We start from the raw sequence: 14,645 nt of genomic DNA, 5'->3' as shown, positions 1-14,645 counted from the left end.
TTCCTTTTTTGACAGGCAGGGCTGCTAATGTGCACCCCTGCCTGATCTAAAGTTTACAAAACGGCTTCTCTATTTTTTTGATTGACGATCTTTTGGATCAGGTGGGCATTTTGAGCTGCACATTCTTTGTTTTTGAACATGTCAGCATGCTGACCATAGCCTTGATAATAGCGATAAGCACCGGTCGTCGCTTCTTCCCAATGATCCATCCAGTCTGGAACATCAATTTGCTCTTCTGATTGGATGAAATCAATATCTGCTTGTATCTTTCCTTGATTCACCCCCTTAACAAATGTTTCATAGTAGGCCCGCGTTTTTTGAGCAAGCGCTTCTTGAACGAGCTCTTCTTGGGCAAGTTCACTTTGCTTTGATTGATGGACAATCGCTGCGATATCGTCATCAATGGATCGTCCTTCTAAATCACTTTCACCAATTTTCTTATAGGAATCGATCATGATGACCTTTTCCACCGTCCGTCCTGCTTTTTCAAGCGATTGAACGAGATCAAAGGCCAGGTAGCACCCGCCAGAGTAGCCCATCAAAGTCAGCGGCCCTTCAGGCTGAAGGTGCTGAATATGCTGAACGTATTGCGTCATGCGTTGATCAGCTTCAATAAAATCAAAGGCTATCAAACGAACGCTATCAAGCGTTTTGGCAGCTTCCTGATAGATAAAGCCGTAGCCCGGTAATGGCGGAAGAGCAAAGACTGTTGGGGTTTGAGATTCATTGAATACAAGATAGCCGGCAGCTTCGTGATCCTGCTGTTGAATATAACGGCTGATGGCTTCAATTGTCGGCGTCTCAAACAGCAAGTGAATAGGCACCTGAACATCGAATTCCTTCGACACCTTTGATAAAAGCGACATCGCTTTTAAAGAATGTCCGCCAAGCTCAAAGAAATGATCATCTGTACTGATATCATCTCGTTCAAGCACTTCACGCCACATGACAAGCAGCTTTTGTTCTACCTCATTGGCCGGAAGCTTCACATGGCGGTTTCCTTGAGGCGTCTCCGGCTTTGGCAGCTGACGTTTATCAACTTTTCCATTTGGTGTCAGCGGCATTTTCTCAAGTCTGATCAGCTCATGAGGCTGCATGTAAGCCGGAAGTTTCTCCTTCAACCCTGACTTGATCACATCCACTTTGTCCTTCCACTCCTCCTCACACGTCATATAGGCGAGCAGTCTTGTATGCTGCGAGCCATGCTGATCCGTTATAAGGGCAGCTTGCTTTACGCCTGGATGCATGAGAAGGTGGGCTTCAATTTCTGTCAGCTCAATTCGGTGGCCGCGAATTTTCACCTGATCATCCACTCTGCCTGCATACTCAATCAGACCGTCTGCTCGAAAATAAGCCAAATCACCCGTACGATACAGCCTTTCTCCCGCAGCAAATGGATGTGTGATAAAGGCTTCTTTTGTCAGATCAGGACGGTTCAAATACCCCTTCGCAAGTCCTTTGCCGCTGAGACAAAGTTCTCCGACCATTCCAATCGGCTGAAGCTGTCCTTGCTGGCTCAATATATAAGCACCCGTTTGGTTAATCGGCTTTCCGATTGGAATAGAATGCGCTTCGATCGGAGGAGCTTCATCTACAGGATAATAGGTGGCGAAAACCGTTGATTCAGTTGGGCCGTAGACATTGATTAGTCTGCCTTTCCCCATGACATCAAAGGCTTTTCTCACATGCTGTACAGATGCACGCTCACCTCCGAACAGCACCTTGCGCACACTGCGCATCCAATCAGTTTCTTCATCAACGAGAAGATTAAATAAAGCAGTTGGAACAAACATGACCGAAATGCTTTCTCTTTTAATCAGCTCCGTCAGCTCGTGCATATCTAAAATGGTGTCTTTTTTCGGCAGGACAAGCTTTGCTCCGTTTAAAAGTGCACCGTATACATCAAAGGTAAAGCCATCAAATACACTGTTGGATAGCGAAAGCAGTGTATCTGTTTCTGAAATGGTTAAGTAGTTCGTATTTTTGACCACCCGGGCAATATTGGAATGGGTTGTCATGATGCCTTTTGGCTGACCCGTTGTGCCTGATGTATACATGATATATGCCGTATCGTGTAAACCTGCTTCTAGCGGCAGATTCTCTGAGCTCATTAGTGAAATCTCCTGATCATCTGCAAACAGATACGTGCCAGCAAACCCGAGTCCCTTCGCCTGACCAATAAAAGATGAGTGAGTCAGAAGATGCGTCGCTCCGCTGTCTTTAAGCATGTATTGAATGCGGCTTTCTGGATAATCAGGATCAATTGGCACATAGGCTGCGCCTGCTTTTAAGACAGCAAGCAGACTGACAATGAGTTCAGGCGTTCGATCGGCTAAAATGGCGATGACCGTTTGATGTGCGGCCCCATTTTTTTGCAAATGTCTTGCCAATCGATTGGCTTGTTCATTCAGCTCGGCATATGTCATCGTTTGCTCTTCTGCTGATAGCGCCACTGCATTTGGCTGTTTGCGGACATTATGCTCAAACCATTTCGATAAATACAGCTGGTCATGCTCAAGCTCAGGTGCATTCCATTCCTCAAGAATCAGATGTTTTTCCTGTTTTGTGACGAGTGGGAGTGTATGAACCGATTGATCGGGATGCTTGACCGCCTCATTTATCAATAGGCTGAGCTGTTCCTTTAACTTATGAACAAATTGAGGATCAAACGCTCTTTGGTTAAAGGCCAGCTTCAATAGTAATTCTTCTCCAGGCGACGCGAGCAGATTGAGATCATAGTTTGATTTTTCATAGACATTCATGTCCTCCACCGTGAACCCTAACCGTGCTTCTTGCTCGTCCTTCTTTGCGGCTGGGACATTTTCAAACACGACAATATGATCAATGAGCTGCTGCTGACCTGTCTTTGCCTGAATATCGTAAATCGGAATATATTGGTGCGGCTCGGCTGCAAGAGAATGCTGCTGTGTTTCTGACAGGAGCGCACGAAATGTCATGTGATCTGTCAGCTGAATTCTTCTTGGGATGACATTGATGAACAACCCAACCATCCTGTCAACGCCAGCCAAATCTGCCGGACGTCCTGACACAACTGTTCCAAACAGCAAATCATTTGACCGCTGATACCTGCTCAGCAGAACCGACCAGACTGATTGAAGCGCACTGCTTAACGTCGCATTTTGCTGCAGCGCTAACTCTGATAAAGCGGCCGTTTCTTCTTTGCTCAAGGACCATTCAATTTCGCCTAATTCATGTTCATTCGTTTGTTTCCGCTGCTTTTTAAAGGTCGATTGTCCATCAAATCCTGCTAATGATTGCTGCCAATATTGAAGTGATGCTTGCTTATCTTGTTTTTCCAGCCACTTTATATATTCTTTATATGGTTTGACCGGTTCTAACTTGTAAGGAACGTCATGTAAAAGTGCATGGTAAATCGCAAATAACTCCTGCACCACAAGTCCAAAGCACCAGCCATCCAGAAGGATATGATGATAGCTCCATATCCAGCGATAGCTGGCAGGGCCCGTTTGGAAAACAGATGCCCGCATGAGAGAATCCTTCGAGAGGTCAAATCCTCTCAGTTGATCCTGTTGTTTGAATTTCTCTATACGTTCAAGCCGTTCGTCTTCAGAAAGATCTTGCAAGTCCACAACATCAAGTGTAAAAGGACGTTCCTTTAGTACAACTTGAACAGGGCGCTTTACTTTTTCGTGGAGAAACACGGTACGAAAAATATCGTACCGCTCCACGATGATATTCATGCTTTTCTCAAGTAAGTCATAACGCAGTGTGCCCTTAACGTTCATATCCATTTGCTCTACATAAAAGCCCTTTTCCTGATGGTGGAGGGTATGAAACAGCATTCCTTCTTGCATCGGTGACAGATAATACATGTCTTGAACTTGATCCCTTTTAAATTGACTCATCTATTTCATCCTCCCTTCCTTTTTTATGATTCATCTCGTGTTGTTAAGTCAATTTCTCCTCAAGCATGTCAAAAATGTCGTCCATTTCGTCCATTTCAAGGTCAGCCGCAGAGAAGTCACTTGGCGTAAATTCCCGTTCTTGCTGCGCTAAGCAATGGGTGATGATGGATTGAATTTTCCCCTTCAACAATGCCATGAACTGCTGTATCGTCTGTTCTTCATATTCACTTGCACAATAGGAACAAGACAAAATGAATCGGTTTTGTTGAACAAGACCACTAAGGTTTAGCTTATAAACAGCTTCCGAATCAGGGCTTGCTTGTCGTCCCATATCATAAGTCGACGGCCCAAAGAGTTCTGTCGTCACTTCCTGATCAATCTGTCCAAGATAGTTCAAGCTGATTTCAGGATGTACGTGCTGCCCTGACGGTTCAGTGGCTGTCATGTATTTTAAGATTCCGTAGCCAATTCCTTTATTTGGCACACGCCGCAGCATTTCTTTCGTTCCTTTAATAGCATCAGCTATGGTCTGATCCGGCTTCGCTTCAAGAACAACTGGATACATACTTGTAAACCAGCCAATCGTGCGAGAGACATCCAGCCCTGATAAAATATCCTCTCTACCATGACCTTCAAGCTGCACATGTACACGAGACTCACCTGTCCACTCTTGAACAGCAAGACTGAGAGCACATAAAAGAATATCGTTCATTTCCGTTGTGTACGGCAGATGAATATCGGTCAAAAGATGTTCAGTTTCTGTTTCTGTCAGCTGCATTTGAACCGATTTGGTTTCTGAAACTTTTCTTTTTGTCACTTCATGATCAACAGGTAATGCGGTTAATGGCTTGCTTTCAATTTGTGCCCAATACTCCTGCTGACTTTTTAATGGCTGTGACTGTGCATAACGTTCAATGGCCTCTGCCCATTCTTTAAAGGAATGAGTTTTCAGCGGCAGGACAAGCTTTTGCCCCTGAGCTGCCTGCTGATATAGAGACATAAAGTCCTCTAGTAGAATTCGGCATGAGACACCGTCAATGACTAAATGGTGTGTCACGATGAGTAAATGATCGCCATCTTCTGCATGGAAACAAATCACTTTCATTAACGGACCTGTTTCGAGGTTCAGCTGACGCTGATACTCGTTCGCATATGTGGAAACAGCCTTTTTCACGTCGTGCTCTTTTGAGACATCATGAGAAATAATCGCCATCGGTTCCGGGAGCTCCCGCTGGTTGTATTGCAGGATGCCGCCATGTTCCTGTCTGTATACCATGCGCAGTGCATCATGATGTGAAAGTAGTTTTTGCATGACTTGTTCTGTAATGGAAAGGTCAAATCCATTTGGTGCATGAAGCATCATCGAGAGATTCCAATGGTGCTGATCGCTGAATGCTCGTTCAAAGAACCAGCGTTGAATCGGTGTGAAAATGACTTCTCCTTCGACAGGTGATTGGTCGGCTGTCATTTGATCGGCTTCTTCGATATATGGGCGCAGCTCTGCAATAGTCGGATACTGGAATAGAAGTTTCATATCGAGCTTCCAGCCTGCTTGCGTGAGTCTGCTTGCCATTTGAATGCCTTTAATGGAATCTCCGCCAAGGAAGAAGAAGTGATCGTGAATGCCGACTTGGCTGACGCCAAGGACATCTTCCCAAATGCCGCAAAGCAGCGTTTCCACTTCATCTCTTGGGGCTTCGTATACCGTTTGGTTTGCTTCCATATCAGGAGCTGGCAATGCTTTGAGATCAACTTTTCCATTGGCCGTCATTGGAAATTGTTCTAGCTTTATGATCCATGATGGCACCATGTATTCAGGCAGTGTGCGTTTTAGGCTTTCTTTTAAGTCCTCTGTATCTGTATCGTTCTTCGTGATCACGTAAGCGGCAAGGGCGTCCTGATCACCCGCATCTTTGATTGTTGTCACGACGGCTTCTTTGACCGAATCCAGCGTCAAAAGCTGCGCTTCAATTTCTGACAGCTCAATACGGAAGCCGCGGATATTGACCTGATGGTCTATTCTGCCGAGATAGATCAGCTCACCATCCTCTGTCCATTTCACTAGATCGCCTGTGCGGTACATGCGCTCGCCTGGATAAAATGGATCTGGGACAAATCGTTTGTCGGTTTCATCTGGAAGATTCCAGTAGCCTCTTGCCAGTCCTTTTCCTGCAATCACGAGCTCACCCGGTACGCCTGGCGGCGACAGGTCGTATAAAGAACCCATGATGTAAAAACGTGTATTGGCAATGGCTGTTCCAATCGGAATCGTGCCTTGTTCTGGATCGATCATTCCGCTTGTCGCTACGACTGTATTTTCAGTCGGACCGTAATTATTGACGAGTTGATATGGAACCGGCTTTACCTGTTTCAGCTTATCTCCGCCTGTTAGTAAATAACGCAGAGAATGGTTGTCCATTGACATAAACTGCTCACATAGCTGCGTTGGCAGGAAGGCAATGGTGATCCCTTCTTCATTGAAATACGCATTGAGCTTGATCATATCGAGGCGAATCGCTTCGTCGATAATGTGCAGCTCTGCGCCGGCGATCCACGGCGGGAACATCTCCCAAATGGAGGCGTCAAAGCCAAAGCCGGCATATTTCGCAGTTCGATCGTCTTTCGTCACTTGGAACGCATCATTGTGCCAGAATGCAAGATTCACAAGGGACTGGTGCTCAACCATGACACCCTTCGGCTTTCCTGTCGTCCCAGAGGTGTAAATCATATAGGCGAGATCCGTTGGTTTGACATGAACCTGAATCTCGTGAGCTTCTCCTTCTACCGCATCTTCTATGAACAACACTTGACCTGTGAATGAAGATGGTGCAGTGAGTCCTTTCTGCATCAGAAGCACCTCTGCCCCGCAGTCTTCCAGCATGTACGCAATACGCTGCGCTGGATAGTCTGCATCAATTGGAACGAATGCCGCACCTGCCTTGAGAACGCCAAGAACAGCTGCCGTCATATCAAGGGACGGACGAGTGAGAATACCGACGCGGTCGCCTGGTTTTGTGCCGTTTGCGATGAGTCTTGAAGCGACTACATTTGCCCGATGATTCAGTTCTTCATACGTCCAGCTCGTTCCGCAGAAGACCGCCGCTTTTTGGTGCGGTGCTTCTTGTGACTTAGCCTCAATCAAGGCATGAACGGTTTGATCTAACGGGACGTTGAGGTCTGGTCCTGACCATTCATTGATCAGCTCTCGTTTTTCCTCTTCAGTTATGAGAGATAGCGCTGAAATTGGCTGATTCAGCTTAGCCAGCATATCGTCTATGATTTTTTCAATATAACGGCTCCAGCGCTGAATGGTGCTCTTTTTAAACAGGGCCGCTGCATACTCAAAGCGCAAGCCCACTTGGTCATTTTCTTCAAATACACCGAGCGTTATATCAAATTTTGCATGAACGGTATCTTGCTGCTTTTGCGACAGCTTGAGTCCATTCAAATCCGGTAACGTCAGGTCACGGTCATCTGTTGTCAGCATGACACTAAACAATGGATTGCGGCTCGTGTCTTTCGGAAGATCTAACTGAGCCACCAATTCCTCAAACGGGAATTCTTGATGTTCATAGGCTGATAGGCTGCGATCTTTCATTTTTTCAAGCAGCTGCGCTGTCGTTTCTTCTGGCTGCACTTCGTTTCGAAGAGCCAGTGTATTGACAAACATGCCTGGAACCCGCTCGATTGAAGCATGCGTACGTCCTGCGGTCACAGCACCTATGACGATATCTGTCTGCCCAGTTAATTTGGAAAGGAAAATGGCAAATGCCGTTTGCATCACCATGTTCAAGCTCACACCTTTTTCCGCCATAAGCGTTTTGATGGACTGCACCTTTTCAGCAGACAACCATCTATCGACTCGCCCTCCTTCAAATGACTGAACTTGAGGACGCGGAAAATCAAGGGGCAGTGCTAAGTCTTCCGGCGGCTGTGCATATTGCTCCAGCCAATACTGCCGCTGTTTCTCAAGCAGCGCCTGCTGCTTTTCTTCCTGCTGCCATACCGCAAAATCCTTGTAATGCAGCTGAACTGGCGGTAATGTCTTTTTCTCATACAGCTCTGCGAGTTCTTGAATGAGCAGGCTGCGTGTGACACCATCTGCAATGATATGGTGCATATCCATCATGAATACATATTTCTCATCAGAAAGCTTCGCCACTTTTGCCCTCATTAATGGTGCTTGATGTAATGAGAATGGTGTAATGAATGACTCGATGACAGACTGCTCCTGATCGCCCTCTATTTCATCAATCTTTAATGTAAACGGCACTTGGCGATAGGCTTTTTGAACGGGTACGCCGTCAATTTCTACAAAGGCTGTCCGAAGTGATTCATGTCTGTCGATCAAGGCTTGAAGCGCTGCTTCCAGCTGCTTCACATCAAGGCTGCCTTCCATCATTAAAACGGCTGGCATATGATAAGTGACTGCTTCTGGATGCAGCTGCTGCAGTACATACATACGCTTTTGAGCAGAAGAGACGGGATAGAAATCTTGCTTTTCCGCTGGCTGAATGGATGTCACCACCGAAGAATCTGTTTCTTCCAAGTAGGCTGCCATTGCCCGTATGGTTGGTTTTTCAAAAAGGACTTTGAGCGGCACATGCTTGTTCAGCTTTGCCTGCACCTTCGAAATGAGCACCATGCCCTTGAGGGAATGACCTCCCAATTCAAAGAAGTGGTCATGAACACCTATTTGTTCAACCCCAAGAACTTCTGACCAAATGTCACACAGCGCCTGCTCAAGTTCCGTTTCTGGTGCCACATGCGCCGTACGGTTCATATGCACCTCATGCGGAAGCGGCAAAGACTTCGCATCCACCTTTCCGTTTTGGGTGAGTGGAATGTGATCGACTTTCACAAAGTACGTTGGAATCATATAATCCGGCAGTGTCTCCGCAAGATTTTCTCTAAACGTCAGTGTTCCAATGTGTTCTGGCGCTGTGTAATAGAGTGCAAGCTCCGGCAACCCAGACAGGTGCAGGACTTTTACATAGACTTCTTGAATAGATGCCAGAGCACGTGCGGCATGCTCAATTTCCTGTTTCTCAATGCGATAGCCGCGGATTTTCACTTGATCATCGACTCTTCCAAGAAACTCAATATCTCCATTTGCATGCTGTCTGACCAAATCCCCTGTGCGATACATTTTCTCTTGAGGATCATATGGATTTTCAAGAAAACGTTCTGCTGTTAATTCAGGCTGATTCAAATATCCTCTCGACACACCTTCTCCAGATATATAAAGCTCTCCCGGCGCGCCATAAGGGACAAGACGCTGCTGCTGATTGCATACGAGCGCTCTTGTGTGAGCAATTGGCTGTCCGATCAAAGATCGTTCCTTCAAAGCGTCCAGCTCTTGCGGTGTGATCAGCTTGGTCACTGTACCAATGGTTGTCTCAGTCGGACCATAATGGTTCATGACTGCCACGCATGGATGCTGCATCATAAATGTTTCAACATCCTCAGGGATCACCGGTTCTCCTCCAAGTACCACCAGGCGTAAAGCATTAAATGAATATTCCTTAGAATCTGCCATCATATGAAATAAGGATGGTGTCATTTTGATATAAGTCAGCTCTTGTTCATCAATCAAACGCATCAGACGTACAGGGTCTGTATACACGTCTTCGCGAGGAATATAGAGTGTCCCCCCTGCTTTTAAAACAGGGAAAATGCTTGTGTAACCAAGATCATATGCATAAGAAGAAAGCAGTGCCGTCCGATCACATTCCTGCAATGTTACCTCATTTATCAGCCAGCTGACATAGTGTGATAGATTACGATGCGTGAGCTGTACACCCTTCGGCTTCCCCGTTGTCCCAGATGTGTAAATGACATAAGCAAGCTGATCTGCCGATACTTCCGGCAATTCTAGTGGATGGCTTTGATGCACTGCTTGTTCAACCTGCACCACTTGAATCGACTTATGATTTTGATAGGAATCTGCTAGAGACTCATTTGTCACGATGACTTGTGCACCTGAATCCTCTAATGTGTAGCGGATTCGTTCAGCCGGAAAGGCCGGATCAATCGGTACAAACGCTCCTCCTGCTTTCATCACACCAAGCATGGAGACAATGACATAGACAGAGCGGTCAAGGATCAGTGCCACAGTTTGTTCTTTCTCGACGCCTCGTTTTTTAAGCTCACAGCTAAGTGCATATGACATATCCTCAAGCTCGCGGTAGGTGAGTTTTCTTTGATCATCCATGACGGCGATAGCATCCGGTGTTTCCTTCGCCTGACGTGAAAATTGGACATGGAATGGCTCATGACGATTCGTTTGTCCTTCGGCTTTTTTCTCCAGACGCTCTATTTGTTCATGCTGATCCAGTATATGGAGCAAGCCGATCTTTTCCTCCGGATGACGAACTGCCTCCCGAATAATCGCCAGAAGATGAGTTCCGAACCGGCGGACGGTCTCTTCTTTAAATAACGCCGCTGCATAGTCAAAGCTCAGCTTTAATGCTCCCTCGCGTTCAAATGCTTCTAAAGATAGATCAAATTTGACCGAGTGATGCTGAATGGCATAAGGCGAAATGTGCAGATCGCCGAGCTTTAGCGCCGGTACCTCCATGTTCTGCATGTTAAATGAAACGCTAAAAAGCGGGCTCCGAGTTGTATCACGGTCTAATGGAAGATTCGCAATTAACTCTTCGAGCGGATAGCTTTGATGTGCAAAAGCATCAACACTTGTTTCTTTTATTTCTTCAAGCAGCTGTAAAAATGTTTTGGTTTGTTCTGGTTTTCCGCGCATCGCAATGGTGTTGATAAACATCCCCGGCATGTCCTGGATATCAGGGTGTGTCCGTCCAGCAACAGGCGAACCCACAATGATATCTTCCTGCCCGCTATAGGAGGCAAGCAGCACCTGAAAGGCGGATAATAAGAACATATACATGGTCGTATCGGTTTTCTGAAGCAGTTCATGAATGCGCTGAGTCGTTGCTTGATCACAGCCAAACATGAATCGTTCTCCAGTAAAATCACGTTCTGCTGGACGCGGATAATCAGTTGGCAGCTCTAAAACCGGTAAATCTCCTTCAAATTGCTTCAGCCAATACGCTTCATGCTCCTTCTGTTTCTCCGTTTCTTCTTCACTTAGCTGCCAGACAGCGTAATCTTTATAATGAAGGGCTCGTTCAGCAAGAGCTTCTCCATCGTAAGCCTTCGCCAAATCTTGAATGAATGTCTTCATAGAGCTGCCATCTGTAATGAGATGATGTGCTTCCAAGACGAGAAGATGACGGTTCTCACTGACTTTCAGCAGCTGAGCCCGCAAAAGGGGTGCTGCTGTTAAATCAAATGGCGATTGACGTTCAGTAAGAAATGCCTCCGCCTCTTCTTCCTTGATGTCATGAACGGGAAGGTCAAATTCAGTCCATTCATGCACCCTTTGGACAATGTCTTCTCCGTTCATATGAAAGCTCGTTCTTAAGATTTCATGTGATTGGATTAACTGATTAAATGCTGATTTGAGCCGCTGATATTCGAGTGTTCCTTCAAGCGTTAAGACGATCGGTATATGATAATTCGTGCTGTCAGGTTCAAGTGTCTGCAAAATATATAAACGGCGCTGAGCTGGTGATACCGGATATTCGTCCGCCTGCTCTGCTGGCAAAATAGGATGTCCGGTTTCTTCTTTACCATCCTGATCGATGTAAGCCGCTAATGAGCGAATCGTCGGCTTCTCGAAAATCACTTGAATCGGCACTTCCTTTTGAAGCACTTCTTGAACCTTCGCAGACATCATCATCGCTTTGAGCGAGTGCCCGCCAGCCATAAAGAAATGCTCGTCTACCCCAACCGTTTTCCCAAGAAGCTCCTCCCAAATGTCAGCGAGTGCCTTTTCTGTCTCAGTCTCAGGCAGAATGATTTTGATTTCCTCGCGATGCACTTCGTCAGGCTTAGGTAAAGCTTTTCGATCTACCTTCCCGTTCGATGTCAGCGCAAAGGTATCCAGCTTCATCACATGGTGCGGCACCATATATGCTGGCAGTTTTTGATTGAATACATCTCGTACCTCTTCTTCTGTCAGTGTCCCTGTGAAGTAAGCGATGATTTCCTTTTCATCTGAGGAGAGCTGCTGAACAAGTACAACTGCTTCATCTATGCCCGCTTCTTGGTGAAGCACTGATTCAATTTCACCTAGCTCAATACGGAAACCACGAATTTTCACCTGATCATCGGCACGGCCGAGGAATTCAATCTGACCATCTGCACCATATCTAGCCAAGTCCCCTGTTCGATACATCCGTCCTGACGGTTTAAAAGGATCTGCCATGAACACTTGATCAGTCAAAACTGGACGTTTGATGTACCCTCTTGAAACACCATCTCCGCCCACATACAGCTCTCCTGGGGCTCCAATTGGCTGAAGTCTTTGATAGTCATCTAAAATATAAGCTGACGTATGATTGATCGGCTGACCAATTGGGATCGGGCCCGCTTCATCTCCTCTTACTTCGTAAATGGTCGAGATGGTTGTATTTTCAGTTGGGCCATAGACATTCAGCAAGGTAATTGACGGATGATGCTTTTTCACAAGCTCCGCACTTTTCACATTGATCACATCACCGCCGGTGAATAATGTTTTTAACCCTTTGAACATTTGCGGCCGCTGCTGAGCGAGCTGATTAAATAAACCAGTCGTTAAAAAGAGCGCTGTGATCTGATGTGTTTGGATAAATTGTTCGAATCGGTGAATATCCAATAAAGTATCACGGTCAACAGGATAAAGCGTCGCCCCATTCAGAAGCGTAGTGAAGATTTCAAGGGTAATCGCATCAAAGCTGACAGCTCCTGTATGCGCCATACGATCCGACGTGTTCAACCCTATTTTTTCCTGAGAGCATGCTAACCTCACAATATGCTGATGCTCAATTTGAACTCCTTTTGGCCGTCCAGTTGATCCCGATGTGAACATGATATATGCCAATTGAGATGGAGACGTCTCGACTGATAACTCCGCTTGTGAGTGATGAGACATGCCGGTCACACGAACAGCTTTGATGCTTTCATCAACTGGCGGCTGGCTGTCAGCATAGAGCAAAATGGATACGCCGCTGTCTTCAAGCATCCAACGGATTCTCTCCTCAGGCTGAGCTGGATCAATCGGTACATAAGCAGCCCCTGCGTGTAAAATGGCTAAAATAGAGATCACCGCATCTGCTGATCGGTTCATATATACCGCGACAGCATCCCCCCGCTGAACGCCGTTTTCTACAAGACTGCTGGCTAAACGACGGATTTCCTGTCCAAGCTCTTCGTATGTGAATGTTCGCTCGCCTTCGACTAATGCCAGATGGTCAGGCTGCGCCTTGATACGTTCATGGAGCAGCTCAGGAATGGACAGGTGCTTCGGATAATCTCGCTCCGTCTGGTTCCAAGCTTCAATCTGCTGCTTTTCTTCTTCTGTAATACATGTCACTTCATGAAGGCGTACATCAGGATTGTGAATGATTTGCTTCATGAGGTTGGTCAGATGTTTTGATATGTTTTCAATGACCTTTTCTTCAAAAGCCATCGCATTGTATTTGAATGTCAATGTCCACGTTTCACCAGGATAGACAAGGACATTGAGATCGAAATTCGTTTGTTCAAATCCGTCCTTTACATCAATGGCAAAACCGAGACGTGCAGACATGGTGTCACCAGACAGCTCCTGATCTAAAGGATAGTTTTCAAACCCAACCAAATGATCAAAGAGTTTTCCTCCAGCAGCTGTTTTCTGCTGAATGTCATAAAGCGGCATAAAATCATAGTTTTCCGCTTCCAGTGCATGCTGCTGAACCGTTTGAAACAGCTGTTTAAAGGTCTGCTCCTGATCCAATGTCACCCGGACAGGTATCGTATTGATAAACAGCCCTGCCATCCGCTCAATCCCAGACACACTTGGAGGTCTGCCTGATACGACTGTTCCGAATGTGACATCATCTGCTGCATGATAGGTGCCTAAAAGAACGGACCAGACAGCCTGAAAAAGGTTCGGTGCTGTCACTTGGCATTGTCTTGCCGCATCTTGAATGGCTTGTACGGTTTGAGCGTCCCATGTAAACGTCCATTCCTGATGGTCATATTGTCCGTTCGCTTCTTTTTGCTGCAGCAGCCCTTGGTGCTGAACAGCACCATCCAGCCTCTCCTTCCAATAGTCTTCCGCTTCTTGTTTGTTTTGCTTTCCAAGCCACTGGATATAGTCCGCATAAGGCTTACCTTGTGAGCGATCCGGCGTTCGGCCGTTCCGATAAGATTCATAGTAATGAAACAGTTTTTTCATCAAAACACCCATAGACCAACCATCCATAATAATGTGATGGTTGCTCCAAATCAGGTGCCAGTTTGTTTCATTTAATTGAAAAACAGCGACTTTCAACAACAGATCATTCGTTAAGTGAAATCCTTGCTTTCTCACTTGCTTTTTATATTGATCCAATACCTTTTTCTGCTCTTGATGATTCAGATGAGATAGATCTTCTCTATACACATCTAAATGACGTTCAGCCAGCACAACCTGACGAGGCTTTTGTAATTGCTGATAAACAAAGGCTGTACGCAGAATGTCATATGTCCGTATGAGTTCATTGAGACTCTTTTCAAAAAGATCGAGATCAAAATCTCCGCTTATTCCAAGCTCAAGCTGTGTGAAATAAGAGGAGGAATTAGGGTCTAGCATGGCATGATACAGCATGCCTTCTTGCATTGGTGTTAAAGGATATACCTTTTGAATTTTCTGCTTGCTCATAAGTCCACCTCTTC

General features: G+C 45.9%; 2 protein-coding genes. Both read right to left on the bottom strand.

Annotated features, from left to right (window positions below; genetic code table 11):
• Window positions 1-53: 53 nt before the first annotated feature.
• Complete coding sequence (locus BAE31_RS13885) at window positions 54-3,887, bottom strand: non-ribosomal peptide synthetase (protein WP_076840711.1); 3,834 nt, start codon at window positions 3,885-3,887, stop codon at window positions 54-56.
• A 43-nt stretch (window positions 3,888-3,930) separates the two neighbouring features.
• Window positions 3,931-14,631, bottom strand: a complete 10,701-nt coding sequence (locus BAE31_RS13880) for a non-ribosomal peptide synthetase (RefSeq protein WP_076840710.1) — start codon at window positions 14,629-14,631, stop codon at window positions 3,931-3,933.
• Window positions 14,632-14,645 lie beyond the last annotated feature (14 nt).

It is taken from the genome of Bacillus sp. I-2 (genome assembly GCF_001974945.1).
Taxonomy (GTDB): Bacteria; Bacillota; Bacilli; order Bacillales; family Bacillaceae; genus Bacillus; species Bacillus safensis.
The sequence above is the reverse complement of the archived record's forward strand: the minus strand, read 5'-3'. Positions and strand labels throughout refer to the sequence as shown.